Origin of the sequence: Lichenicola cladoniae (genome assembly GCF_013201075.1) — a bacterium.
Taxonomy (GTDB): Bacteria; Pseudomonadota; Alphaproteobacteria; order Acetobacterales; family Acetobacteraceae; genus Lichenicola; species Lichenicola cladoniae.
The window spans coordinates 2903732-2930434 of the sequence record NZ_CP053708.1 but is presented as its reverse complement, the minus strand read 5'-3'; the positions used below and the strand labels follow the sequence as shown (position 1 = coordinate 2930434).

Below are 26703 nucleotides of genomic sequence, written 5' to 3'. Positions count from 1 at the left end.
CGCCGGCGCGAACGGAGGCCAGACCATGCGCGCCACACCCCTGGAGCCTCAGGATTATCGCAGGACCGTGGTTGCAGTGCCGCCACTGCCTCTCACCGCGACGCTCGACATCAATGCCGAGGCGAACGGCACGCTGATCCGGCACATCGAGCGCGGCGGGGTGAACATCCTGCTCTATGGCGGCAACGCCAATCTTTACCATATCGATCTGGGCCGCCTACGCGTGCTGCTCGACCTCCTGGTCACGCAAACCGGGAGCGAGACCGTCGTTCTTCCCTCGATCGGTCCGGATCTCGGCCGTATGCTCGATGCCGCCCCGTTGTTGCGCCAGGCCGGTTTCCACCACGCCATGGCTCTGCCCGCCGGCTTCCCCTCCGATGCTGCCGGGATCGAGCGCGGATTGCGGCTCGCGGTCCAGGCGACCGGCTTCGGCCTCGTGCTGTATGTCAAGCGTGATGGCTATCTGGAGCCGGCGGGCATCGAACGTCTGATGAAGGATGGCGTCATACGGTTCGTGAAATACGCCGTCGAACGCGACGATCCCTTCGGCGATGCCTATCTCGCCGATATCGTTTCGGCGGTCGGCGCGGACCATGTCGCCAGCGGAATGGGCGAGACACCGCTGCATGCCCATATCGTCGAGGATGGTCTCGCCACCTGGACCTCGGGCGGCGTGTGCATCGCACCCGCGGCGGCCACGGCGTTGCTCGCTGCCTATCGGGCGCATGACCATGAGGAGGCCGAGCGCCTGCGTGCGCCGTTCCTGGCGTTCGAGAAGGTCCGCATGGCGCTCGGCGGTATCAGCGTGCTGCACGATGCCGTCTCGTTGTCGGGCATTGCCGACATGGGACCGATCCTGCCCATGCTTTCGAATATTGCCGAAGCCGACAGGCCGGCAGTGCGTGCGGTCACGGAAGGACTGCTTGCGGTGGAAGCCACTTGCCGCGATGGCGCCAGCCGACGCAGCGCCTGACGGAACCGCCCGCCCGCCCGGGGTCAGAGGTCGCGATTACGATCCGTCATTCGCCGGCGCGCCTGGCCGATGTGAAACCGCATCGCCGTTTCCGCGCCTTCGGCATCGCCGCTCACGATGGCGTACTGGATGTGGGCGTGCTCCTGCAGCACAGCCTGCGCGCGTGCGGTCGAGCCGGTCCGGGTGAGGTTGAGCGAGAGACGCATGAAGCCGCTGAGCACGCCCTGGATGTGATGCAACATGTCGGTGAACATCTCGTTCCCGGAGGCGGAGGCTACGGCGGCATGAAACGCGAGATCGGCCTCGACACGCAGGCTGCCTTCGTCGAGTTCACGGCGGCACACTGCCTGCGCGGCCTCGATCCGCACGAGGTCTGCCTCCTGGCGTCGTTCCGCTGCCAGGCGGGCGGCGGCGGCTTCCAGTGGCAGCCTCACCTCGACGCAGCGCAGGAACTGGGCGATCTGGCCGGGTTCGGCGAACCGGGTCAGGCGGTCCGCCGGCCGATGCAGCACGAATGTGCCGGCGCCCTGCCGCGCCTGAACCAGCCCATCGGCACGCAGGCGTGACAGGGCCGCCCGGACCACGGGCCGCGACACGCCGAACATCTCGCAAATCCGCAACTCGGACGGCAGACGCTCGCCCTCGCGCAGCCGGCCGGAAACGATCTGTTCCAGGATCTGTCCATAAAGCTGGTCGCCAAGCCGCTGCCGGCGGCCAGGCTGCAGCACAAACTCCGGCGGCCCTGCCGGGCTATGATCCATGGCGGCCTCCGCAATCCGGTCTGACGTGTATCATGGATTTGTCATGTCGTTTGACGTGTTGTCCTGATCAGAGCAGTCTTTCGGTATAAAATCAGCGACTGCGACCGGGGGGTCAAATGACTACCAACACCGATCGGGTGCAGGACCGTGCGGCCCGGCATCCGCCAAGGACCCCGGAGGATCTACGCAGTCATCGCTGGTTCGGGATCAACGACCTCCGGTCGTTCGGCCACCGCTCGCGAATGAAGCAGATGGGCTACGCGCCGGAAGAGTTTACCGGGCGCCCGGTGATCGCGATCGTGAACACCTGGAGCGGACTCGCGCATTGTCATGCGCATTTCCCGCAACGGGTCGAGGATGTGAAACGCGGCGTGCTGCAGGCCGGCGGCTTCCCGGTCGAAATTCCGGTCATGGCGCTTCCGGAGAATTTCGTGAAGCCGACGACCATGCTCTATCGCAACCTGCTCGCGATGGAGGTGGAGGAAAACCTGCGGTCGCAACCGATCGATGGTGCCGTCCTGATGGGCGGGTGCGACAAGACCACGCCGGCGTTGCTGATGGGCGCAGCCAGCGCCGGACTGCCCGCCATCTTCATGCCGGCTGGACCGATGTTGCGCGGCAACTGGCGCGGCCAGGTCCTGGGTTCCGGCAGCGACATCTGGAAATACTGGGACGAGCGACGCGCCGGCAACATCACCGATGCCGACTGGGAAGAAATGGAAGCCGGTATCGCGCGCTCCGACGGCGTGTGCATGACGATGGGCACGGCCGCGACCATGACGGCGCTGGCCGAGGTGCTTGGCATGGCGTTGCCCGGCTCGTCATCGATCCCGGCGCCCGATGCCAACCACCCGCGCATGGCGTCCGCCTGCGGCAGGCGGGCGGTCGAGCTGGTCTGGGCCGACATCGTGCCGTCCGACATCATGACCCCGGCGGCGTTCGACAACGCGATCCGCGCCAGTGCCGCGCTGGCGGGGTCGACCAACGCGATCATTCACCTGATTGCCCTGGCGCGCCGTTGCGGTGTGCCACTGGCACTCGACCGGTTCGACGAACTCTCCGCAGGCGTCCCGGTGCTTGCCGATATCCGGCCGTCCGGACGCTTCCTGATGGAGGATTTCTATTATGCCGGCGGTCTCCCGGCCTTGCTGACCCGGCTGCGCGACCGGCTGGACCTCACGCAGCGCAATATCGACGGCCGTTCCCTCGGCGAAATTCTGGACCGCGCGACGGTGTGGAACGACGAGGTCATCCGTCCGCTGGACAAGCCCGTTTCGACCCTCGACGGCCTGGCCGTGCTGCGCGGCAATCTGGCGCCGGATGGCTGCGTGATGAAGCCGTCGGCGGCCGAACCGCGGCTGCTGCAGCATACCGGCCCGGCGATCGTGTTCGACGACTACAACCAGATGGCGGCAGCGATCGACCGCGAAGACCTGGACGTGACGGCCGATCATGTGATGGTGCTGCGCAACGCTGGTCCGCAAGGTGGTCCGGGCATGCCCGAATGGGGAATGCTGCCGATCCCGACCAAGCTGGTGAAGGCCGGCGTGCGCGACATGGTGCGGCTGTCTGATGCGCGGATGAGCGGTACCAGCTATGGCGCCTGCATCCTGCATATCGCACCGGAGAGTTTCGTCGGCGGTCCGCTTGCACTGGTGCAGAACGGCGACATGATCCAGCTGGACGTGCCTGAACGGCGCCTGACCCTGCTTGTGGCCGAAGATGAGCTGGCACGTCGCCGTGCCGTTTGGACGCCGCCTGCCAGGCATTATCCGCGCGGATATGGCGCCCTGTTCTCCGCTCACACCGGGCAGGCGGATAGCGGCTGCGATCTGGATTTCCTGCAGGCTGCAGGTCAGATTGCCGAGCCCGAGATCCACTGATACAGCGGAGACGGGCATCATGCAGGTGGCAATGACCGGCGCCGGGGGCGCCATAGGCCGGGTGCTCAGGCCGTATCTGCTGGCTTGCGGATATGCCGTGCGCTCCGTCGATGTGGTGCCGCTCACGTCGCTCGGCGAGACGGAAACAGTGCTGCAGGGCGATCTCCGCGACCCGGCCGTGATCGATCGGGCGCTCGCGGGCGCGCAAATGGTCCTGCATTTTGCCGGTACCAGCGTCGAGCGGCCGTTACCCGAGATCATCGAGAATAACCTGTCGGCACTGCACCAACTCTATGAGGGCGCACGCCGGCATGGCGTGCGCCGGGTGGTGTTCGCCAGTTCCAACCATGCGTTCGGCATGCATGCGAGCGGCAAGCTGCTGGAACTGGATGCGCCCTATCGTCCGGACAGCCTGTACGGGCTTAGCAAGGTCTGGGGCGAGGCGATGTCCCGTCTCTACTGGGAGAAGCACGGTATCGAGGGCATCTCGCTACGGATCGGCAGCGCCCTGCCGCGGCCAACGGAGACGCGACATCTCAGTACATGGTTCGGCGAAGAGGATCTGCGGCAGCTTGTGCGTTGCTGCATCGAGGCAGGCGACGTCGATTGCCTGGCGGTGTGGGGCGTCTCGAACAACACGCGACGCTGGTGGAGCAACGATGCCGTTTCTGCACTTGGCTACAGGCCGGTTCAGAACGCGGAGGATTTTGCCGGGACCATCCTGGCCGCCGCCGCTTCGGTAGATCCAGTGGCCTTCTTTTACCAGGGCGGTACTTTTGCGGCCACGGACTACACGAGCAGGAAAGGATTACCGGGCGGTTAAACGCAGCGACTACAAAAGAATTCAGGGTTGCCAAAGCCGATAATAATAATAGGCAAGGAAACGGACCATGAAAACTGCACTCGCTCCAAATACGAAACAACGGGTCGGCGGGCCAGTTGCTCCGTTGGTTGGGGTCATGACGCGCTACCGCTGGACGGTCTGTGCGTTGCTCTTTGCGGCCACGACGATCAACTACATGGATCGTCAGGTCATCGGCATCCTGAAGCCGTATCTTCAGAAGGAATTGGGCTGGAGCGAGATCGGCTACGGCAATATCGTCTTCTTCTTCCAGCTTGCCTATGCAGCCGGCTACGCCGGCGTCGGGCGATTGATCGACAGGATTGGCGTGCGCTTCGGCCTCGCCGGCGCCGTCACGTTCTGGAGTTTCGCCGCCGTCGCACACGGTCTGGTGCGCAGTGTTGCAGGCTTCAGCGTGGTACGGTTCGCTTTAGGCCTGGGGGAGGGCGGGAATTTCCCAGCCGCCATCAAGACCGTCGGGGAATGGTTTCCGCAGAAGGACCGCGCGCTGGTCACCGGTCTGTTCAACTCGGGTAGCAACGTCGGCGCCTTGCTGACACCGCTGCTGGTGCCCTGGTTGACGTTGCGTTATGGCTGGCACTCGGCATTCTACGTCACCGGCGCGCTTGGATTCTTCTGGGTGGTTGCCTGGCTATTGGTCTATCGCCCGCTCCTCGATAATCCGCGGGTGTCGGATGCCGAACGCGATTACATCCGGGGTGACAAAGCAGCTTTCCTGGACGGCCCGCGAGAGACCTGGCTGCAGCTGCTGCGCTACCGTGCCACTTGGGCCTACGCCGTCGGCACCTTCCTGACCAGTTCGGTCTGGTGGTTCTACCTGTTCTGGGTGCCTGATTTCCTGCACCGGACGCACGGGCTGAACATCAGCGCGATGGGCGCACCGCTGGTGACGATCTATCTCATCACCGACATCGGCAGCATCTCGGGCGGCTGGCTTTCGTCGTCGCTGATCCGTCGCGGCGTAAGTCCGTTATCCGCCCGCAAGATCGCGTTGCTGGTCTGCGCGCTCTGCGTCGTTCCGATCTTCCTGGCCCCACTGACCAGCGGCCTATGGACGGCAACGTTGCTGATTGCGCTGGCGGCCGCTGCACATCAGGGCTTCTCGGCAAACCTCTATACCCTGGTATCCGACACGACACCGCCGCAATCCGTCGCCTCCGTGGTGGGCATCGGTGGCTTGGCCGGTGCAATCGGCGGAATGGGTGTGGCCGAAGCTGCAGGCTATACGCTGCAGGCCACCGGCAGCTACGTGATCCTGTTCGCTGCAGCGGCGAGCGCCTATCTCCTCGCGCTTCTGCTCATGCACATAATCCTGCCGCGCATGCCGCCGTCGAGAGTGTAGGAGCGCTTCCTTGTCGGGTTAGGACATCGTTGATCGTAGGGAGACGTTAACGGTGTGGGTGTAGCGGTCATGGCGGGTGCAGATCTGGTAGGCTTCCCAGCCCCCGGCCGGTTGAAAAGGTCGAGCGGGATCCATATCTCGGCGCCTCACGATCATCAGGTGCTTCATGGATACCCCGCTCCGTCTGCTGGTGGCAGAAAGCGAGTCCGCCGAGGCACGCGCCGCACGTCGCGCCACCGTGGGGCGCACGTCCGGCGAGAGCTACATTGCCACGCTACGGAGTATCGCGCCCGGGGCCGTCTGCGACATCGTCAGGCCACACGAGATCGGCGCTGAGGCCACTCCACCGCATGCGCTGGGGGACTACGACGCAGTGTTCCTCAGCGGATCCCCGATGCACGTGTACGAGGATACGTCAGAAACGCGACGGCAGCTCGCCTTCATGCGCGCCGTGTTCGCATCCGGCACCCCAAGCTTCGGGTCCTGTGCGGGACTACAGGTCGCGGTCGCTGCAGCCGGGGGCACGGTGGGCAAGGCTGCCCGGCACGAGATCGGCTTCGCGCGGCGCATCACGGCGACGGCGACAGGGCAAGGGCATCCCTTGCTCAGTGGTCGTCCGGCCTCGTGGGATGCGCTCAGCATCCACTCCGATCGGGTCGAGACCCTGCCACCCGGCGCCAGTCTTCTGGCCGGCAATGCGATATGCCCGGTCCAGGCTGTGGAAATCCGCCTCGATCGCGGCATCTTCTGGGGCGTGCAGTATCATCCGGAGCTCACGCTGGCTGAGATCGCCGCCGCCATGCGCCGCCAGTCGGACGATCTTCTGCAGCAGGGCGTGGCACGTGACGAGGACGAGGTGGAACATCAGGCCGCGCTGCTCGATGCGCTGGACGAAGCACCTGTACGCCGCGATCTGAAGTGGCGCCTGGGCGTGAACGACGAGATTACGGAGACAGCCCGGCGGCAGCGTGAGCTCCGTAACTTCCTCGAGCGGCTGGTTCTGCCGGTCCGGGCGTCTCGTGGCTGAGTTGCCCGATTGCGGGCAATAGCTGCGATGCAAGGCCAGCCCGACGGCAAAGCCCAGGGGCCGCTATGATTATGCGATCGAGTAAGCTTTCCGAGCGATGCGAACCCGGGGGAGCCCCACCGATGATGAATGTTCACACAATCGATACATTCGCAGGCGCAAGAAGGCTGACTTGTTCTACTTCATCTCACGTTGCCGCATGGGCATGGTATCGATAAGTCTCGTGATTTCAGATGAAGCTACCGGCGTTGTGCGACGCAATTTCACGCCACCGTCCTTTCCGATCAGCAGCACCTCGAATATCACCTCTGGCTTATCCCCTGGATCAGGCCACTCGTGCTGTGCAGCCTCAGGCGTCATGCCCCGAACCACCACGTCCCGCTCGCGCAATGCTGCGGCGTCCTGATCCAGCGTGGCGTGCTGCTGGATTACCCGCGGATCATTAGGCTGCCCCACCACTATTACCAGCCGGCTGGGTGACTGAGTGGCTCCCATGAGTGTCATCAAACCGAGTGCCATCGCTCCTGTCCTCAGTCTTACATCCATCTTACACCCCCCGGCACGGTAACTAGCCGACCGTTGGGTGGTTTCATCGGATCGCCCGCCCAAACGCTGAAACAGCGGCTTGTCCTGAGTTGCGAAGAGCACCCCCCTCCAGGGCCGAATGCAAAGCGCGGCAGGTGCATGTGCTTGCGGGAACACCTGAACCACGCAAGCAACCCTCAAGGCAGAATTCGAGAAGCGCACGACGCCCGACTTTTCAGGACCTGCATCAGATCGAGGGATCAGCGGCATCAGCCGGCTCCATCCACCGCTTCGCCGAGCGGCATGACGGCCTAGCGCGGCGGAACTGGCCGGAAATCGAGATCGCCATAATCGTAGCTGAAATCGGCAACCGGCGAGGCCGGCTTCATGGCGATCCGCGATACATGCCCGTCGGCATCGAAGGCGAAGCTGACCAGAGCAGGCTCGATCGTGCGATCGGTGAAGCGGGTGACGAAGCTGTCATATCGGACATGGTCCAGCGGCCCCGACATGCGCGGTGTCGATCTGAAGTCGATCGAGAGACCGCCGCCGGCGCGCGCGATGACAACGTCGCCGTACCACGGGTCACGATAGACCCCGACATAGTTGTCAAGCGGCACCGACGATTCTCCCCTGGCCGGGTCTGCCGTCTTTGTCTCGACCAGTTTCGCCGCGTCCTGCAGCCGCCTTGTCGCATAGGCCTGGTATTTCGCAGGCCAGTCGCCGGGTGGCAGGCCGAGATAATGGTCCAGCAGCTCGTACATGAGGCCGAACAGGATCTGGCCATCCTCGCTGTTGATCTCGACGGCGAACCCGACATTCTTTTCCGGCAGCAGCACCACGATGCTCTTGAAGCCAAGCACCGCGCCCTCGTGCCACACGATCTTCGCACCGTGGTAGTCGCGCACTCCCCAGCCAAGCGCGTAGGTGTTGAAAATGGGTGTCGTGCCGGCGAGTTCCGGTGGCTCCGGGTCGATCGGCTGCAGGACGGTCGGGTTCCACATCTCGGTATGCGCGGCCTCGCTGAACAACCGGCTACCGTCCGGCAATTTGCCGTCCGCCAGCTGCAGTTTCAGCCACTTCGCCATGTCCGAAATGCTGATCGCCAGGCCGCCCGCCGGTGCGGCACTGCGGCCGAGTTCGTCGCGCTCGTCGAGTGCCCGTTGCGAACCCAGCCCGCGCACGACACCGTCGGTCCGTGCGTGGGGATAGGCACGATTTGCGTCCGCGAAGCGTGGCTCGCTGTCGGCAGTCGAATCCATCATGCGTGCGGGGACCAGCACATGGTCGCGCATGTAATCTTCCCAGCGCATGCCCGTCACCGCCTCGATCATCTGCCCGACGACCATGTAGAGCACGTTGTCGTAGGCAAATCCGTAGCGGAAACTCGTGGCGGGCTTCAGGTAGCGCAGGCGTTTCACCGCCTCCGCGCGCGTGATGTTGCTGCGTGGGACGAAGAGCAGGTCGCCTTCGCCCAGCCCAAGCCCGCTGCGATGCACGAGCAGATCGCGGATGGTGATTTCCCGGGTGACCCAGGGATCGTACATCTGGAAGCCGGGAAGACGATCGATCACCCGGTCGTCCCAGCCGATCCTGCCGGCATCGACGAGTGTTGCCAGTGCGGCGACGGTAACGGCTTTTCCGGTCGAGCCGGTCGGAAAGATCGTGTGCACGTCGATGGCCCGCAGATGCTCCAGGCCCTGCACGCCATAGCCGTGCAGGAAGGTCGTCTGGCCGTTCTCGACGATGGCGACGGCGAGCCCGGGAATGCCGGTGGTGCGGCGCAGGGCTTCCACGCGGCTATCGAAGCCGTCGGGAGGTGCCGCGATCGCCGCAGCGGGCAGCATCAGAAGTCCGAGCAGCAGGGCGGCGGATGCCGAACGGTGTGGGCGTTTCACGACAGTTCGGCCTCCAGGCGATCGGGTTGCCGTTCCGCCCGTTGTGCCCGCTGCATGGGAGAGTCGAGAAGGCGCAGCATCAGTGCGGCCAGTGCGGCAAGCACGGTCAGCAACAGGAAGAAGGTCGTGTGGTCGATCCGGCTCCACAGGATGCCGACCAGGCCGGCGGACAGGCTGCCGCTGAAGATGGTGAGAAACCAGCAGGCGACTGTGGTCGCGGCGAAGGCCGGGGGCGCCAGTCTCGCGAACACGGCGAGGCCGGTAGGCAGGATGAACAACTCGCCGAGGGTGAAGATCGCGAAGAAGGCGACCAGCCATATCCAGTCCGCACGCGCTCCGCCGTCCTGCCAGGTGAGGGCCGTGAGCAGCAGATAGGCCCCGGCCACGATCAGGGCGCCCAGGGCCATCCTGCGTGCCAGGCGCTGCTCGTGTCCGGCGCTGGCCTGCCGCCGCCAGATTGCCAGCAGCGGCTGGGTGAAGACGATGACGAACAGCGAGTTGAGCGACTGGAACCAGGTCATCGGAATGAGGAAGTGGCCGGCGCTGCGATCGACACCGGTATCGGTCCAGAGCGCTACCGTGTTGCCGACCTGCTCGTAGGCGCTGCGGAACACCGTCGCCGACACTGCCACCGCCAGCAGCACCAGCACCGTACGATACTCGAGCCCGCCGCCTGTGAGGCTGCGCACGACCGGGGGCGACCGTTCCGGCTCGGGCGGCAGATAGCGCCGGCCGGACACGTAGATCAGCAACCCGGCCAGCATGCCGAAGCCGGCGACGCCGAAACCGTAGTGCCAGCCATACAGTTCGCCGATCGTGCCGCACAGGACCGGCGCCAGGAAGCCGCCCACGTTCACGCCGACATAATAGACGTTGTACGCCCATGCGCGACGCGGATCACCCGGTTCGTAGAGCTGGTCGATCTGGCTGGGCAGGCTGGGCAGGAACAGGCCGTTGCCGAGCGCGATGGTCACCAGTGCCACATAGAACAGCGCGTCGAACGTCATCATGAAGTGGCCGGCGGCCATGATGCTGGCACCGACGATAATCGCGCGTCGCTTGCCGAGGAACCGGTCGGCGATCACGCCGCCGAATAGGGGGGTGAAATAGGCACACGCGGTGTAGGCGCCATATACGAAGGACGACGTGCCCTGGCCCAGCATCAGGTGCTTGGTCATGTAATAAACCAGCAGCGCACGCATGCCGTAGTACGAGAACTGCTCCCACATGTTGGTGAGGAACAGGATCGTCAGGCCGCGCGGCTGCCCGAACCAGGAGCGCTGTTCCGTCATGGGCGAATGGCGATCCCTCCGCCCCAGACCTCCGGACCGGCCCAGATGGTGCCGTCGCTGTAGCGGACCGCGGGGTCGCGGTCCGCGGCCAGGAAGGTCGGACCGTCCAGATCCACCACGTCGCAGAGCTGGCCGAGCACGAAGGCCGGTGCCATCGCCAGGCTGCTGCCGATCATGTTGCCGACCATGACCCCGAGGCCCAGCCGGCGTGCTTCCGCCGCCATCAGCAGCGCCTCGGTGAGGCCACCGGACTTGTCCAGCTTGATGTTGATCATGTCGAAGCGCCCGCTCGCGCCGGCGACATCCTCGAGGCTGACGATGCTCTCGTCGCCGGCGATCGGAAGCGGCGCGCGGTAGCCGGCGAGGTCCGCCTCCCGGCCGCGCGCCAGTGGCTGCTCCAGCAGCGACACGCGCTGCTCGTGCAGTGCCGCGACCAGCCGGTCGAGATCGCCGCGGGTGAAGCCCTGGTTGCCGTCCACACCCAGCCAGGCATCGGGCCGCGCCTGCCGGATCGCGGCCACGCGTGCGATGTCGAGATCGAGCTCACCGGTAAGCTTGATCTTGATCGCCTTCGCGTCCGCATAGTCGCGTGCGCCCTGCGCCATGATCTCCGCGCTGTCGGCGCCGAGCGTGAAGGTGGTCAGCAGCGGCTTCGGCGCGTCCAGCCCGGCCAGTTGCCACACCGGCACGCCGGCCTGTGCCGCCTCCAGTTCCCACAGCGCGCAATCGACCGCATTGCGTGCCCCGCCCGGCGGCATGATTTCGCGGAGTGCGCTGCGTGAAGGGCCCTGTTCGATGCGTGTCCTTGCCGTGTCGAACGCGTCAAGCATGTGGTGCAGGTCGTCGCCGAGATAATAGACGCCGCCGCCTTCGCCGCGCCCGGAGTGCACGCCGTCCCGAAGCGTGACGACGACGATGTCGGCCATTTCGAACACATGGCCGGAAATACGGAACGGCTTGGCGAGGCGCAACTGTTCGATCGCGACGTCGAGTTGAAGGCTGGACATCAGTAATGCACCGTCATGGAGAGCAGGCCGAAGGCCGTGGCGACATAAAGCACCAGCAGCGACGACAGCAGCATCAGGATGCTCCAGATGCGGCTGGGCCATTTTCGACCGGGCCAGCTGTGACCGGGCTGCCAGACGAGCCAGGTCTTCCAGCCGCTCAACAGCACCGCCGACACGAACACCACGAGGCCGCCGATCTGCAGCGTCCAGAGGATGGGATCCGAGGCCCGGGTCAGCGCATCGGGGTTGAAGAGCATGCGGGAGACGGTGAGGGCCCAGCCGATAAGCACCGCAAGTGTCAGCCCGGCGGCGAGACGCGATAGCCGGTCGGCCAGCAGCAGCGGCCCGGCGGGCAGTGCAGACGCTCGGTAATGCCGGCGCAGCAGCCAGCGGACCGGCCAGAACAAAAAGCCCGGCAGCAGGATGGCCAGGCTCGTCATCAGCGCTGGCAACAGCCAGACGGATGAACGGCCGAACGGCACGCGGTCCATCACTTCGAACGGCGAGGCAAGGTCCCAGCTCCAGCGCACCACCTTGCCATCGACCAGCTTCGCGGCAAGCCGGTCATGCCCGTTCACGTCGCGCCAGACGAAGGGCGCGATCTCTCTCCAATGACGGATCGCCCCGCTTGGATCGGTCAGGCCGGAGACGACGAGCTCGCCCGCGGGTCCGGTGGAGATCGTGGTTTGACTGAGCAGGCTCAAAGACACCAGGAAGGTTCCGGCCGATTTCCGGCTGGCGTCCCACTGGCCTGTCATCATGCGCGCGTGCTGCATGGCGAGGTCCGCTGCCACATGGCCATCCGGCACGGTCTGCGGAAAATAGCGGTCGGCGAAATCCTGGAACAGCGCCCCACGCAGCGGCTGTACCGAACCGCCCTTGCCGGCGCTGTTGAACGAGACGTAGAGCCCGACGCCATCCTTGATGAAGAGATGCAGGATCGTGTGGAAATTCTCGGTGTCGCCGAGATGGCCGATCACTTCGTGGCCGTTGATGTTGGTCTCGAAGAAGCCGAGCTCCATCCGGTTGAGCGGGGGGATCAGCGAGGTGGGATCCACTCGGTCGAGCGGGCTGTCATGCATCATCTCGGCAGTGGCAGGCTCAAGGATGCGCGTGCCGTTGAGTTCGCCGTTCTGGAGGTGGGCGATCATGAAACGCGCCATGTCGCCCGCGGTCGAGGATAGAGCGCCGGCCGGTGTCGGACCGATTATCTCGAACCTCTTTGCAGGTTGCGAGGCCTGCCCGTAACCGGTCGCCATCTGCGACGCCAGCCCGGCCGGTAGCGGCTGCCGGAAGGTCGAGTTGTGCATGTCCAGCGGCTTGAAGATGTGCTGCTCGACATAGTCGTCGAACGGCGTGTTCGACACGCGCTGCACGATGTAGCCGGCCAGTGAGGTGGCCCAGTTCGAGTAGGCCGGCGTGGTGCCCGCCGCGAAGATGCGCGCCGGCGTCCAGGCTTTCAGGAAGTCTCCCAGTGATTGCAGATAGGCTGGATTGTAGAACGAGATGTCCTTCGCCCGCTCCGCAAACCCTGCCGTGTGGGTCATGATCTGGCGCAGGGTGATGGGCTTGCCGTCAAATGCCGGGATATGGAAATCCAGGTATGTATTGACGTCCTGGTCGAGATCCAGCTTGTGCTGCTCGACAAGCTGCATGACCGCGGTCCAGGTCACCAGCTTCGAGACCGAACCGGGACGAAACAATGTCCGGTCGGGGTCTACCGGAGTACGCCTGGCGACATCGGCATAGCCATAGCCGCGCTCGGTCAGGATATGACCGTCCTTGACGACCGCGACGTCCGCGCCTGCAATGTCGTCGACGCTGAGCGCGAACGGCAGGTAGCCGTCAAGCCAGCTATCGATATCTTCCTTGGTCAGGGCATGCGCGCCTGTCTCGCCCGGGAGGGCAGCGACGGGCTGTGCCGCCGCCGCGGGCGAGGAGGCCGCGACCGGTGGGGCGAGGGGATCGACCGTCGGTCCCGGTGCCGCCGCCGCCAGCCAGACAAGCCCCGCAGGGACGAGCATCCGTAAGGAAACCATCAACCACTCCGATGCAGCACCGGCGGCCATCGCCGAGTGCTCTATCCAGGATCACAATATCCTACTAGGAAACACAGTCAACGACATCGCTTGTCGCGATGCGGGTGCGCCCAGCGGCCGACCGGGTTTGTCCGCACCGATCGGCCGTGGTGTGATCGGGCAGATGTCGGCTGAAATCCCGAGATGTCGGCATGAGCGGGGAATGGGCCTGAAATGACCATCTATACCGGACCGGTCTTCGAGATGGCGCGGCGGCAGTTCAATCTGACGGCGGACCATCTCGAGATACCGGAGGATGAGCGGGCCCGACTGCTCTATCCAAAGCGTGCCGTCACCGTTTCCGTGCCGATCCATATGGATGACGGGCGGACCGAAGTGTTCCAGGGCTACCGGGTGCAGCACCATCTGACGCTCGGCCCGACCAAGGGCGGCACACGGTTCTCGGCCAATCTCGAGGTGGGCGAGGTCGCGGCGCTGGCGATCTGGATGAGCTGGAAATGCGCCCTGGCCGGGCTGCCGTACGGCGGCGCCAAGGGCGGTGTGGCCTGCGATCCGCCGCGTCTGTCGCGTCGCGAGCTCGAGGCGGTCTCACGCCGTTACATGCAGGAGATGATCCCGTTCGTAAGCCCGCAGACCGACGTTATGGCGCCGGACATGGGAACCGACGAGCAGGTGATGGCCTGGTTCATGGACACCTATTCGATGCATGAGGGGCACTCGGTCAACGAGATCGTCACCGGCAAGCCGGTCGCCCTGGGCGGTACCGAGGGTCGGCGAGAAGCCACCGGGCGTGGCGTGGCTCACCTGGTCGGCCGGGCCTGCTCGCTGCTCGAGATCAAGCCGCAGGACTGCACGGCCGTCATCCAGGGTTTCGGCAATGTCGGGAGCGTCACGACCTACACACTGGCCCGGCAGTATGGCGTCAAGATCGTCGGTATCAGCGACCACACCGCGGCGATCCACGATGCCTCGGGCCTTCCGCTCGAGGCGATCGAGGCGCATATGCGCCGGCATGGCGTGCTGGCCGGCTTCACCAGCCAGATGGGGATCGATCCGCATCAACTGCTGCTGCAGCCTTGCGACATCCTGGCCCCCTGCGCGGTCGAGCGCGTCATCGACGAGACCAATGCCGGGCGACTGCGGTGCCGCATCCTCGCCGAAGGCGCGAACGGGCCGACGACGCCCGCCGCGGACGAGATCCTGGCCCAGCGCCAGGACGAGGTGTTCGTCATCCCCGATATCCTGTGCAACTCCGGCGGCGTGATCGTCAGTTACTTCGAGTGGGTGCAGGATCTCCAGCGGCTGTTCTGGAGCGAGACGGAGGTCAACGAGAAGCTGTACCAGCTGCTGGACCAGGCCTTCACTCGGGTGGTCGGCTATGCCGGCAGCAACGGCGTGTCGATGCGCAACGCCGCCATGGCGATCGGCGTGCAGAAGGTCCGCGCCGGCAAGACGCTGCGTGGGCTGTTCCCGTAACAGATCGGCGCCGGCCGGGTGGGAGGGCGTCGTTGACCTGTGTCCCGACTGGGATCATCACTCTCGTCAGGGGCCGGGTAGCGTTTCCGGGGGAGGCGGCATTGATCTGGATCTGGTCACGATGAGCAACGCGACTCCTCCGACACTGGGCTCGCTGATGCGCGCGCTGCGCAGCCGGCAGGGGCTGACCCTCCGGCAGATGAGCACGATCACAGGGATCCCGTTCTCTACCTTGGCGAAGGTCGAGCATGACCGCCTGACCCTGTCCTACGACAAGTTGCAGATCGTCAGCGAGCGATTGAACGTCCGCATGGCGGACCTCTTCGCCGAACCCGACGACCAGGTGCCGGTGGTGGCCAATAGCCGGCGCAGCGTCGGTACCTTGGCCAATGCGCTGGCGGTCGAGACCTCGAACTACGACTATTATTATCTATCGCCCGAGCTCCGGCAGAAGGACATGATCCCGATCGTGTCGCGCGTGAAGGCCCGGTCGCTGGCCGAGTTCGGAGACATGGTTCGCCATGACGGCCAGGAGTTCCTCTATGTCCTGGAGGGCGAGATCGTCGTGCATACCGAGTTCTACGGTCCCACCACGCTGTCGGCCGGCGGCTCGATCTACCTCGACAGCAGGATGGGGCACGCCTACGTCCTGGCCGAAGGCTGCGACCAGGCGCTGGCGCTCTGCGTGTGCTCGACGACCCAGGAAGAACTGCTCGACAACGCCTCGCGCCAAGTCACCGACGTGCCGCGGCTGCCACCCGCCCGGGCACGATCGAAAAAGCCGCGGCGATCCGCCTGACCGTCATCACGGTCGCGAACATTCCCCTCCCGAGCCGACGATTACGGTTGACGATATCCTGGTTAGGATAATAGCGTCCGTGCTAGAGAATAATAATCTAGATCGGCCAACCGGCGGATTTCGGGGAACACATGCAGCCCTCATGTTCTGGTTCACGCGTCGCCGCGGCTGCCGTACTCTCGTTGATCGTGACGCCGGTGGCGGCCCAATCCGCCGCAGCCCAAACCGCTGCAGCCCAAACCGCCAGCACACAGACCACGAGCGCGGTTAATCGCGGGGCCCGGTCGGTGCCGGCGTCCGCCCCTGCAGCCGCAGTCGGTTCCGCGGCACCGGTGACGAACGCCAGCGCCGTTGAGTCGATCGTGGTGACCGCGAACAAGCGCCGGGAACGTCAGCGCGACGTCGCGAACAGCGTTTCGGCGATCAGCGGGGCGGAACTGGACCGGAAGCAGGAGGTCAGGCTGCAGGACCTGGTATCGCAGGTTCCGGGACTGGCGCTGGAGGCAGCCGACAAGACATCCGTCCGGATCGTGCTGCGCGGCCTTAACGCCGGCAGTGCGGGAACCACCGTCGGATCGGTCATCGACGACGTGCCGGTCAATCCCGCCGGCGCGCAGAACAACGCCGCGGTCAATTCGCCGAATTTCGACACCTACGATCTGCAACGCATCGAGGTGCTTCGCGGGCCGCAGAGCACGCTGTACGGAGCGACCGCGGAAGGTGGGCTGATCAAGTACGTGACCAACCCACCCGACGTGACCAAGTATTCCGGGGCGTTGGAAGGTGGTATCGCCGGCGCCACCGCAGGCGGTCTCGGCGGATCGACCAAGGGCTTCGTCAACGTGCCGTTCTGGGATGGCAAGGCGGCCGTCCGGATCAGTGCATGGAACGAATTCACGCCTGGCTACATCGACAATCCCGCCCGTGCGCAGACCAACACCAACACCGCTCAGCAATATGGCTGGCGCGCATCGCTGCTGGTGCTGCCGGTGCCGGACCTCACCGTGCGGCTCACCGCCGAGCGTCAGACGTTGCTGAGCGACAATGCCGACCTGGTTCAGGTGGAGGGCGCGGCGCTGACGCCGACAACGCCTCCGGCCGGGCAACTCAACATCCTGAACGGCTTGCGCAATTCCACGATATTGCCGAACACCAGCCAGAACGAGTCCGCGGTCTATTACGCAAACGTCGATTACGACATGCACTGGGCGACGCTGACCTCCATCACCAGCTTCGCCTACAACAACTTCAAGAACAATCTCGACGCCACCAACACGAACGTTGCCGCCGGCCTCGACTATGGCAACTATGTCGGACAGACGTTCTACGGCGGACCGGTTCTGGTCGGCGAGAGGCAGAACTCGAATACCGACAAGTTCAACCAGGAGCTGCGACTATCGTCTGATACGGGTTCGACGCTGCTGGGCCGTCAGTTCGACTGGATCGGCGGGGCATTCTACACACATGAAAGCTCCTCCCTGTTGCAGTTCCTGGATGCGCAGGACCCCCGGGACGCCACGGTGCTTTCGCCTGCGACAGGCGGCCTGAAGCAGTTCGGCCAGCTCTCCGAGTGGGCGGTGTTCGGCCAGGTGGATTACCATTTCCTGCCGAGTTTCGACGTGGCATTCGGCGGACGTTTCGAGGGGACGTCCCAACATTCCCAGACCAGCCGCTTCTGCTGTGAGCTATACGGGTCCGACAGCGTGTCGCCGTCAGTGACCTCCAACGATCATGACGCGCTCTATTCCGTGGCACCTCGCTGGCACCTGAGCGACGACACCATGATCTATGGTCGCCTCGCCACCGGCTACCGCCCGGGCGGTCCGAACCTCTCGGTCCCGGGCGTTACCAACATCCCGTCCTATGGGCCCGACAAGACGGTCAATTACGAGATCGGTCTGCGCCAGGACCTTTTCCACAAGACGGTCTCCGTCGACATTACCGCCTACTATATCAACTGGCTCGGCGTTCAGGTACCATCGGTCGTCAACACCTCAGTCGGTCCGTTCACCGCAATCGGCAACGCCGGCGGCGCCGTCAGCAAAGGTGTAGAATGGACCCTGAACTGGGTGCCCTTGCACGGACTCACTCTGAGTGCCGTGGGTGATTACAGCGATACGCGCCTGACACAGGATGCGCCCCAGCTCGGCGGCCTGAAAGGCGATTATCTGCCGTATGTGCCGAACATCAGCGCAAGCGTCACTGCCGAATATCGCTGGCATACCTTCAAGGACTTCAATGCCTATGTGTCGGGCACCTGGAGCTTCACCGGTACGCGTTACAGCGACTTCGCGACGGGCGGAGTCACCACCTCGCACGCGCAGCTTCCAAGCTACAGCACAGGCGCACTGCGCGCAGGACTGGAGAACAGGCGTTACAGCCTCGAAGCCTTCATCACCAACCTCAGCGACGAGCGCGGCCTCACCTACTATTCCAGTAATGGCGGCGCCGGAGAAACCGGGCAGGCGGCGTTCATCCAGCCACGGACCATCGGCATGACCGCCCGTGTCAAGTTCTAGAACCGGCACGTGAACGCGCACCATCGAACTGACGCCGTCATGATGTCCGCCAGGCCGGCCGCGATCGCCACCCTGCTCGACCTGCCGAAACCCTATCTGCTGTTCCTCGGCGATACGCGGGAGCCTGGTTACGCCAAGACTGCATTCGGTCTGCGCGACTGGGCGCCGGAGCTTTGTATCGGCGAATTCGCCCTGACCGAGGACACCGTGAGCACCGGTCTGAAGCGGCTGTCGCCGGCCGCGGCCTATGCCCAGGGTGCCCGGGCCGTGGTCATCGGCGTCGCTAATTACGGCGGCGTCATTCTGCCGAGCTGGCTGGACAGCCTGGTCGAGGCGCTTGCCAGCGGGCTCGACATCATCAGCGGAATGCACAGCCCGCTTTCGTCGGTGCCAGCGCTCCGCGAGGCCGCGGATCGTCATGGCCGCCGGCTGATCGACGTCCGCAAGCCACCCGCGTCGATCCCGGTCGCCACCGGCGCCAGGCGCACCGGCCGAAGGTTGCTGACGGTCGGCACCGACTGCGCGCTCGGCAAGAAATACACCGCCCTGTCCCTGACGCGAGAATTTGCGGCCCGTGGCGTGGACGCCGAGTTCCGGGCCACCGGCCAGACCGGCATCCTCATTGCCGGTCGCGGTATTCCGATGGACGCGGTGGTGGCGGATTTCGAGGCGGGCGCTGCCGAGTTGCTCAGTCCGGACGCTGCGGCGGACCACTGGGACATCATCGAGGGGCAGGGGTCGTTGTTCCATCCGGCGTTCGCCGCCGTGTCGCTTGGGCTGCTGCATGGCAGCCAGCCGGACATCGTCGTGGTCTGCCACCAGCCCGGACGGACAACGATGAGCGGCTTGCCGGACTATCCGGTCCCGTCTCTCGAGGACACCATCGACATGACGCTGCGCCTCGGGCGTCGCACCAACCCGTCCATCCGGTGCGCCGGCATCAGCCTCAACACGGCCCATCTCGACGAGGCGGAGCGGCGGCAGGCGTTCGACATAGCCGAACGGTCGCTCGGTCTTCCGGCCGCCGACCCGATGCGCCCCGGCGCGGCGCTGGACGCGCTGGTCGACAGTTGCCTGCGCGCCAACTGACGACGCGCAGTCCGTGCCGCGCGATCCAGGAGTTTCATGATGCCGCAGGCCCACCTCGATCCGGCGGCGCTCGACGCGCTGTTCGCGCCGTTCGATCGCACCGATGCACCGGGCTTCGCGGTGGGCGTATCGCTTCCTGGTATGGCGCCCTATCGCCGCGGCTTCGGAATGGCGAGCATCGAGTTGCCGGTCGCTCTTTCGCCGACGATCAGGATGCGGATCGGCTCGACGACCAAGCATTTCTGCGTGCTCGCAGTGATGCTGCTGGTCGAGGAGGGCAGGCTTTCGCTCGATGACTCGCCGCGGCGTCATATTCCGGAGATGCCCGAGTGGGCCGAGGCGATGACGGTGCGCCAGTTGATGGCGCACACCAGCGGGATGCGCGACGCGTTCGATCTGATTCTGCATGCGTCGGGGCCCGGGCTGTCCGCCGCACCGGACATGCTGTTCAACCGGCAGATCGCGATCGACGATGTCGACGCCCCGCCCGGAAGCACGTGGAGCTACAATAACGGCAGCTATGTCCTGCTGGGCGAGATCGTCGAGCGCCTGAGCGGCCGGAGTTTTGCGGACTTCCTGACCGAGCGGATCCTGCGGCCGACCGGCATGCACGACACGACGATGCGCGCCCTCGATACTGACCTGCTGGCGAACAGTGCGACGCTGCACGTGCCAACCCCGCAAGGAGGGTGGAACCGCGGCATCTTCGGAGTGCCGATTGGCGGCATGGGCGGCCTGGTTTCCACGGTCGACGATATGCTGCTGTGGCTGGCGCATATGAGCCGCCCCGTGGTCGGAACAGCGGAGAGCTGGGCCGCGATGCGCACGCCGCTCACCACGCACGGTTACGGGCTCGGCCTGTTCATGGACACGCATCGCGGATTGCGGACGCTCCATCATGCAGGCGGTGTGGTCGGCGGTTGTAGCCAGATGCTCAAGGTGCTGGACCACGAGCTCGACCTGATCATCATGAGCAACGGCCGTAGCGGTCTCGATCTTTACGGCCTGGTCGACGCCATCATCGACGCTTGCATTCCGGAATTGCCGCCGGTAGCCGAGCCGGCCCCGGGACCGGCCACAGTTGCCACGTTCCACTCGGCGACCACCGGGCGGGTATTGTCGATGGTCGATCACGAAGGTCGCCAGGCGCTTGCGATCAGCGGGACGACGTTGCCGACGCGGCGCCAGCCGGATGGTAGCCTGTCGGTAGCGATCCTGCCGAGCGACCTGCGGGTCCGGCCGGTGCATCAGGGCGATGCGATCGTGGCTCTCGAGGCGAGCGAGTTCGGCAACGTCGACCGGCTGGACCGGCTCGACCCGCCGGAAGACCACACCGGCGCGGAGCTGACCGGCCGTTATGAGAATCCATCCGTCGCCATGACCGCCACGATCGGAACCGACGCCGCCGGCGAGACGTTGCTGCGTATGACCGGCGAGCTTGGTGGCCTGTCCTATGCGCTGACCCGGCTGGGTCCGGTACTCTGGCAGGCACGCGCCACCGGGGCGTTACCGCTGGTATTCACGCTGGAAGTTACCGCAGATGGGTTCAGCCTGAGCACCGGACGCACGCGCCGCCTTGCCTTCGATCGTACGACTTGACGCAGGTGGACAACGCGCCGTCGGCCTTCCCAGGCTGGCGGACGGCACATCTCGCCCTCCTGGTGCTGGCATTGCTCGCCTTCGTCACGTCGATGGACATCACCATGACGTCGCTTCTGGTCGAGCCGATGAAGCGGGAGCTGGCGCTCAGCGATATTCAGATCGGGTTCCTGCAAGGGACGGTCTATGGCATCGGCTATGGCCTGAGTGCGATGCCGCTGGGCCGGCTGATCGACAGCCGGACGCGGACGCGCCTGCTCCTGGCGGGAATGCTGGTCTGGGCCGTGGCAATGGCGGCAACCGCGCTGGCGCATGGCGTCGAAATGCTGGTCGTCTGGCGCCTACTGCTTGGGGTAGTGACGGCATTGGTGCTGCCAGCCTCAATCTCTCTAATCGCTGACCTTTTCGCGCCAGCACAGCGCACTGTGGCGACCAGCCTGTTCGCGACCGGCCAGGCCTGCGGCCAGGCGTTCGGAATCCTCGCTGGCGGTCTGGTGTTCGATCGGCTCACCCGGCTGGTCGCCTGGGCCCCGGAGGCTTTCCACGGCCTGTCGCCCTGGCGGGTCGAATATCTTGGCGCCGGCGTCCTGTGCCTTGTATTGGCCCCGCTGCTGCTCACGATGGACGAGCCGGTGCGCCATGAGCGTGACGCGACACGGGTTTCCGGCCGTGAGGCGCTGCTGGAGCTGTGGTCATACCGGCGTTTCATCGGCCCGCTGATCGCCGCCATGCTGTTCAGCGTGATCGCCTTGCAGGCGACCATGGTCTGGGCGGCGCCGCTGCTGATCCGCCGGTTCGGCCAGACCCCGGGACAGTTCGCGGGCTGGCTGAGCGGCATCACGCTGGCGGGCGGCATCCTCGGCGCGCTCGCAGGCGGCAGGCTGGCCGAGCTCGGGCGGCGCCGGCTGGGATCGGGCGGCGTGCTATTGCCAGCGCTGGTCGCGGCGCTGGCGAGCGTGCCGCTGGCGCTGTTCGGCCTGGCGCCGACCGTGCCGGTGTTCGCGCTGCTGCTCGGGCTGTCGCTGTTCTGCGGCGGGATGATCCAGACCATCGGGGTCGTGGCCTTCACCCTCAACATCCCGAACGAGATCCGAGGCCTCGGCATCGGCGTCTATGTGCTGATCGTGGCGCTGTTCGGAACCGCCACGGCGCCGGCGGCGGTGGCGGTGGTCAGCCGGCTGCTCGGCGGCGAGGATCGGCTCGGCCTGGCGATCGCCGCGATCTCGGCTCCCGCGATGCTGGTGTCGGCGCTGTTCTTTGGGTTGGCAATGCGCAACGCCGCGCGCCGGACGGCCGGTTGAGGTGGCTAGGGCGCATGATCCGGCCGAGGATCGGGCGCCGGCCCGGCGGCGTCTTGTCGCGATGCGGGCGCATGTGTCGCATGACTCGCACAGCCTGCTGCGCATCCTGACCGACGCCGGGCGGCTCAGCCTGATCCTGCGCCGGATCAGCGTGAGGCCCTGCGACACGGACCCGGATACGCGCCACATGTCGGCGGTGTTCGAGATCCCGGAGAGCTGCGTCCTGGATGCGGCGGCTCTGGCTGCACGTTTCTCGCGTCACGTCGGCATCAGCGAGCTGATCTGCCGAATAATGTGACATCCGACGTGTGTGCGGAGCCCCTTGACCCTCCGGGCGCGGCAAACGAAAAGCTCGTCATGGATAAGATGGTCGACATCGCCCAACAATTTGCCAGCGACAATTATGCCGGGATGTGCCCCGAGGCGTGGGAGGCCATGGCTACTGCCAATGTCGGGCACGAGCCGGCCTATGGCGACGACAGCTGGACGGCCAGGGCAGCGGATGCCTTCCGGGACCTGTTCAAGACCGATTGCGAGGTCTTTTTTGCCTTCAACGGCACCGCGGCGAACTCGCTCGCACTCGCTGCCCTGTGCCAGTCCTATCACGGGGTCATCTGTTCAGACGTGGCCCATGTCGAGACCGACGAGTGCGGCGCGCCGGAGTTCTTTTCGAACGGCTCCAAGCTGTTGGCAGCGCCGAGCGAGGACGGCAAGCTGACCCCGGCGGCGATCGCCAGGATCGCGTCGAACCGCAAGGACATCCATTTCCCGAAGCCGCGCGTGGTGACGATCAGCCAGCCCACCGAGACCGGGCAGATCTACAGCATCGAGGAGTTGCAGGCTATTTCGGCGACATGCCGCGATCTCGGCCTCAACCTGCATATGGACGGCGCACGCTTCGCCAATGCCTGCGCATCGCTGGGGTGCAGCCCGGCGGACATCACCTGGCGCGCCGGCATCGACGTGCTGTGCTTTGGTGGCACGAAGAATGGAATGGCAGTCGGCGAGGCCATCATTTTCTTCAATCGGTCGCTGGCGCAGGATTTCGATTATCGCTGCAAGCAGGCCGGCCAACTTGCCTCCAAGATGCGGTTCCTGTCCGCACCCTGGGTCCGGATGTTGGAGACCGGCGCCTGGTTACGCAATGCCCAGCATGGCAATGCCTGCTCGCAGTATTTCGCGGCCGAGATCGCGGACCTGCCCGGGGTGGTACTGATGTTCCCGGTTCAGGCCAACAGCGTGTTTCTCAGGCTGGCGCCGGAACTGGTCGATGCGATGCGAGCCCGCGGCTGGCGGTTCTACACCTTCATCGGCGGCGGGGCCCGTTTCATGTTTGCCTGGGACGCGGAAATGCGAAACGTGCAAGCGCTCGCCGCCGATCTGCGCGATCTCGCGGGTGCCCAGCCAGGCTAGCAAACCTGGGATCAGGATCAACGCCGGCAACAACAAGCATACATGCGGCCAATGCTAGATGGGAAGTTTCGTTGTCTTCTTGACGCATTTCAAAGCAAAATGCGAACTGACCGATGCCACTCCCGGGAAGTGCAGCAGTACCTTCTTGAGGAACTGCTCGTAGCTTTCGATGCTCGGGACGACGATACGCAGGATGTAGTCGCTTTCTCCACTCATCGAGAAGCAATCGACGATCTCTCCCCGGTCGTGTGCCGCCTGCTCCAGCGCCACCAGGGTTTCCTCGTCGTGCACCTTGAGCCTGACATTGGCAAAGACGGTGATGTCGAGCCCCATGACCCGCGGGTTCAGGATGACCGCACGCTCCAGGATCGCGCCGCTGGCCTCGAGCTGTTTCACCCGGCGCCAGCACGGCGTGTGCGACAGCCCGACCTTCTGCGCCAAGTCGGCCGCGGAGATGCCCGGGAGCTCCTGTAGCAGCCGAAGAATTCTGAGGTCGAGCTCGTCCATGCAATATCCTCCTCCTTCAGAGCGCTTTTCGCGCTTTCTATTGCGCTGGTCTGCCGCGCGGCGCCGTTAAAAGCAATTCCTCGATAGGGTAATCGGTGCGAGAGTCCGGATCGGAAGCTGTCTTGCCTCCAGGGATCACTCCGGCATGTCCAACTGGCCCCCGCTCAGGTTTCACGTCCCGGTTCCTGCGGTCAGGCCTGGCGACAGTCCCGACTTCAGCCACATCGTTGTTCCGCCCGCGGGCTCGACGCGGCGCCCTGACGTGCTCGCGGCAGAACCCGATCTGCGGGACATGCCGTATGGCCTGGTGCGGGTGCTGGATGACGAAGGCGGCGCGGTGGGTCCGTGGGATCCAGGGCTGAGTCCTTCCGAGCTGCTGCGCGGCCTCCGGGCAATGATGCTGACCCGTGCATTCGATTCGCGAATGTTCCAGTCGCACCGGCAGGGAAAGTCGTCGTTCTACATGACGTCGACCGGCGAGGAGGCTGTCGGCGCCGCGACATCGATGGTGCTGGGTCGGGACGACATGTGCTTCCCGACATATCGAATGGTCAGCTACCTCATGGCGCGGGACTATCCCCTGCTCGACCTGATCAACCAGATCTTTTCGAACGCCGACGACCCGTTGAAAGGCAGGCAGCTGCCTATCCTGTACTCGGCACGGAAATACGGGTTCTATTCGCTGTCCGGCAATGTCGGCAGCCGTTTCGGCCATGCGGTGGGCTGGGCGATGGCGTCGGCCTACAAGGGCGACCACAAGATCGCGATCTCGTTTATCGGTGAGGGTACAACGGCGGAGGGCGACTTCCATGAGGCGCTGACATTCGCCTCGGTCTATCGTGCACCGGTCATTCTGTGCGTGACCAATAACCAGTGGGCGATCTCGTCGTTCCAGGGCATTGCCGGGGGTAACGAAACGACGTTCGCGGCACGGGCGATCGGATATGGCCTGCCCGGGCTGCGGGTCGATGGGAACGACTTCCTGGCCGTGCACGCCGCAACGCGTTGGGCGGCCGACCGGGCGCGGAGCAATGGCGGCGCGACATTGATCGAGTTCTTCACATACCGCGTGGCGGGCCATTCCACGAGTGATGATCCCACCCGGTATCGCCCGGCGGACGAGGCTGCGCACTGGCCGCTGGGCGATCCGGTCGACCGGCTGAAGACGCACCTGATCGGGCTCGGCGATTGGTCGGACGCACAGCACGAGGAGCTCGAGGCGGCGGTGCGGCAGGCAGTGCGTGCAGCGGCGAAATCCGGCGAGGCGGTCGGCACGCTCGGACAATCCAAGCCGGACACCAGCGAGATCTTCGAGGATGTCTACAAGGAAGCCGACTGGCGCATCGTCGAGCAACGCCGCGAGATGGGCTGCTGATCATGGCGACAATGAACATGGTCCGGGCGATCAATTCGGCGCTCGACGTGATGCTCGGGCGTGACCCCGACGTTCTCATCTTCGGGGAGGATGTCGGTTATTTCGGTGGGGTGTTTCGCGTCACCGACGGGTTGGCGGAGCGGCACGGCGTCGCCCGCTGCTTTGATGCGCCGATCTCGGAAGGCGGCATCGTCGCCACGGCGATTGGCATGGGGGCATACGGGCTCCGGCCGGTGGTGGAGATCCAGTTCGCCGACTACATCTTGCCGGCCTATGACCAGCTCGTGTCGGAGGCGGCGCGGCTGCGTTATCGATCAGGCGGCGAGTTCTGGGCGCCGATCACGGTACGCTCTCCCTATGGCGGCGGGATATTCGGAGGCCAGACGCACAGCTCAAGCCCGGAGGCGATCTTCGCGCATGTATCGGGGCTCAAGACCGTCATTCCGTCCAACCCCTACGACGCAAAGGGTCTGCTGATCGCCGCGATCGAGGATGACGATCCGGTCATCTTCCTGGAGCCGAAACGTATCTATAACGGTCCGTTCGATGGTCGTTTCGATCGACCGGTCAGCAACTGGGCGCAGCATCCGGCAAGCGAGGTGCCGGAAGGGTACTACACGGTGCCGCTCGGAAAAGCGGCGATCGCCCGTCATGGTGCCGCCGTCACGGTGCTGGCCTATGGCACGATGGTGCATGTGGCGCTCTCCGCCGTCGAGGAAAGCGGTATCGATGCGGAGGTGATCGACCTCCGCAGCATCGTGCCGCTCGATCTCGACAGCATCCTCCAGTCGGTGCGCAAAACCAGGCGCTGCGTGATCGTGCATGAGGCCTCGCGCTTCGCCGGCTTCGGCGCGGAGTTGTCGGCGCTGGTGCAGGAGCGCTGCTTCTATCATCTCGAGGCGCCGATCGAGCGGGTAGCAGGTTGGGACACGCCGTATCCTCACGCCTTCGAACGCGATTATTTTCTCGGCCCCGACCGCGTGGTCGTGGCTATGCAACGCACCCTGAAGGGTTGA

22 protein-coding genes are annotated in these 26703 nt (G+C 65.1%); 15 read left to right on the top strand and 7 right to left on the bottom strand.

The features are described 5' to 3' along the window. Window positions 1–25 precede the first annotated feature (25 nt). Complete coding sequence (locus HN018_RS13375) at window positions 26–973, top strand: beta/alpha barrel domain-containing protein (protein WP_171836620.1); 948 nt, start codon at window positions 26–28, stop codon at window positions 971–973. A 23-nt stretch (window positions 974–996) separates the two neighbouring features. Here the strand turns inward: HN018_RS13375 and HN018_RS13370 are convergent, their stop codons facing one another. Further along, window positions 997–1734 (bottom strand): FadR/GntR family transcriptional regulator, encoded by a 738-nt coding sequence (locus HN018_RS13370; protein WP_171836619.1) that lies wholly within the window; start codon window positions 1732–1734, stop codon window positions 997–999. Window positions 1735–1850: 116 nt separating this feature from the next. On the opposite strand from HN018_RS13370, the gene araD reads away from it, so the two are divergent. The 4 genes from araD to HN018_RS13350 all read left to right on the top strand — a co-directional run bounded on the left by araD (window position 1851) and on the right by HN018_RS13350 (window position 6848). Continuing rightward, window positions 1851–3617, top strand: a complete 1767-nt coding sequence (gene araD / locus HN018_RS13365) for an L-arabinonate dehydratase (protein WP_171836618.1) — start codon at window positions 1851–1853, stop codon at window positions 3615–3617. A 19-nt stretch (window positions 3618–3636) separates the two neighbouring features. Next, window positions 3637–4440: an NAD-dependent epimerase/dehydratase family protein gene (locus HN018_RS13360; protein WP_204259526.1), complete on the top strand. Its 804-nt coding sequence runs from the start codon at window positions 3637–3639 to the stop codon at window positions 4438–4440. Window positions 4441–4507: 67 nt separating this feature from the next. After that, the gene (locus tag HN018_RS13355) at window positions 4508–5821 is read left to right on the top strand and encodes an MFS transporter (protein ID WP_171836617.1); all 1314 of its coding nucleotides are present in this window, start codon (window positions 4508–4510) and stop codon (window positions 5819–5821) included. A 166-nt stretch (window positions 5822–5987) separates the two neighbouring features. Next, complete coding sequence (locus HN018_RS13350) at window positions 5988–6848, top strand: type 1 glutamine amidotransferase (RefSeq protein ID WP_171836616.1); 861 nt, start codon at window positions 5988–5990, stop codon at window positions 6846–6848. Window positions 6849–7025: 177 nt separating this feature from the next. Here the strand turns inward: HN018_RS13350 and HN018_RS13345 are convergent, their stop codons facing one another. The 5 genes from HN018_RS13345 to HN018_RS13325 all read right to left on the bottom strand — a co-directional run bounded on the left by HN018_RS13345 (window position 7026) and on the right by HN018_RS13325 (window position 13594). Further along, the gene (locus HN018_RS13345; protein WP_171836615.1) at window positions 7026–7367 is read right to left on the bottom strand and encodes a DUF4174 domain-containing protein; all 342 of its coding nucleotides are present in this window, start codon (window positions 7365–7367) and stop codon (window positions 7026–7028) included. Between the two features lie 317 nt (window positions 7368–7684). Continuing rightward, window positions 7685–9271 carry a serine hydrolase gene (locus HN018_RS13340; protein ID WP_204259525.1) on the bottom strand — a complete coding sequence of 529 codons (1587 nt, stop codon included), beginning with the start codon at window positions 9269–9271 and terminating at the stop codon, window positions 7685–7687. Next, entirely contained in the window at window positions 9268–10563 is a 1296-nt protein-coding gene (locus HN018_RS13335) for a peptide MFS transporter (protein WP_171836614.1), read from the bottom strand. The genes HN018_RS13340 and HN018_RS13335 overlap by 4 nt, the downstream gene beginning before the upstream one ends. After that, entirely contained in the window at window positions 10560–11570 is a 1011-nt protein-coding gene (locus tag HN018_RS13330; protein ID WP_171836613.1) for a dipeptide epimerase, read from the bottom strand. The genes HN018_RS13335 and HN018_RS13330 overlap by 4 nt, the downstream gene beginning before the upstream one ends. Next, complete coding sequence (locus tag HN018_RS13325; RefSeq protein WP_171836612.1) at window positions 11570–13594, bottom strand: serine hydrolase domain-containing protein; 2025 nt, start codon at window positions 13592–13594, stop codon at window positions 11570–11572. The genes HN018_RS13330 and HN018_RS13325 overlap by 1 nt, the downstream gene beginning before the upstream one ends. 228 nt (window positions 13595–13822) lie before the next feature. Here HN018_RS13325 and HN018_RS13320 point away from each other — a divergent pair, with 228 nt between their 5' ends. The 8 genes from HN018_RS13320 to HN018_RS13285 all read left to right on the top strand — a co-directional run bounded on the left by HN018_RS13320 (window position 13823) and on the right by HN018_RS13285 (window position 23805). After that, complete coding sequence (locus HN018_RS13320; protein ID WP_171836611.1) at window positions 13823–15085, top strand: Glu/Leu/Phe/Val family dehydrogenase; 1263 nt, start codon at window positions 13823–13825, stop codon at window positions 15083–15085. A 121-nt stretch (window positions 15086–15206) separates the two neighbouring features. Further along, window positions 15207–15884: a helix-turn-helix domain-containing protein gene (locus tag HN018_RS13315; RefSeq protein ID WP_171836610.1), complete on the top strand. Its 678-nt coding sequence runs from the start codon at window positions 15207–15209 to the stop codon at window positions 15882–15884. A gap of 287 nt (window positions 15885–16171) precedes the next feature. Then, window positions 16172–18403, top strand: a complete 2232-nt coding sequence (locus tag HN018_RS13310; protein WP_172443482.1) for a TonB-dependent receptor — start codon at window positions 16172–16174, stop codon at window positions 18401–18403. Between the two features lie 39 nt (window positions 18404–18442). After that, window positions 18443–19492, top strand: a complete 1050-nt coding sequence (locus HN018_RS13305; protein WP_239478653.1) for a DUF1611 domain-containing protein — start codon at window positions 18443–18445, stop codon at window positions 19490–19492. A 36-nt stretch (window positions 19493–19528) separates the two neighbouring features. Continuing rightward, the gene (locus HN018_RS13300; RefSeq protein WP_171836608.1) at window positions 19529–21091 is read left to right on the top strand and encodes a serine hydrolase domain-containing protein; all 1563 of its coding nucleotides are present in this window, start codon (window positions 19529–19531) and stop codon (window positions 21089–21091) included. A gap of 5 nt (window positions 21092–21096) precedes the next feature. Then, window positions 21097–22392, top strand: a complete 1296-nt coding sequence (locus tag HN018_RS13295) for an MFS transporter (protein ID WP_239479301.1) — start codon at window positions 21097–21099, stop codon at window positions 22390–22392. Between the two features lies 1 nt (window position 22393). Continuing rightward, window positions 22394–22690 carry a hypothetical protein gene (locus HN018_RS13290; RefSeq protein ID WP_171836606.1) on the top strand — a complete coding sequence of 99 codons (297 nt, stop codon included), beginning with the start codon at window positions 22394–22396 and terminating at the stop codon, window positions 22688–22690. Between the two features lie 59 nt (window positions 22691–22749). Continuing rightward, a complete protein-coding gene (locus HN018_RS13285; RefSeq protein WP_204259524.1) occupies window positions 22750–23805 on the top strand; it encodes a threonine aldolase family protein in 1056 nt (351 codons plus the stop codon). A 54-nt stretch (window positions 23806–23859) separates the two neighbouring features. Here the strand turns inward: HN018_RS13285 and HN018_RS13280 are convergent, their stop codons facing one another. Continuing rightward, a complete protein-coding gene (locus tag HN018_RS13280) occupies window positions 23860–24312 on the bottom strand; it encodes an Lrp/AsnC family transcriptional regulator (RefSeq protein ID WP_171836605.1) in 453 nt (150 codons plus the stop codon). 145 nt (window positions 24313–24457) lie between these two features. On the opposite strand from HN018_RS13280, the gene HN018_RS13275 reads away from it, so the two are divergent. Both HN018_RS13275 and HN018_RS13270 read left to right on the top strand, forming a co-directional pair. Further along, a complete protein-coding gene (locus HN018_RS13275; protein ID WP_171836604.1) occupies window positions 24458–25687 on the top strand; it encodes a 3-methyl-2-oxobutanoate dehydrogenase (2-methylpropanoyl-transferring) subunit alpha in 1230 nt (409 codons plus the stop codon). A 2-nt stretch (window positions 25688–25689) separates the two neighbouring features. Beyond that, window positions 25690–26703, top strand: coding sequence for an alpha-ketoacid dehydrogenase subunit beta (locus tag HN018_RS13270; protein ID WP_171836603.1), 1014 nt, complete (start codon window positions 25690–25692; stop codon window positions 26701–26703).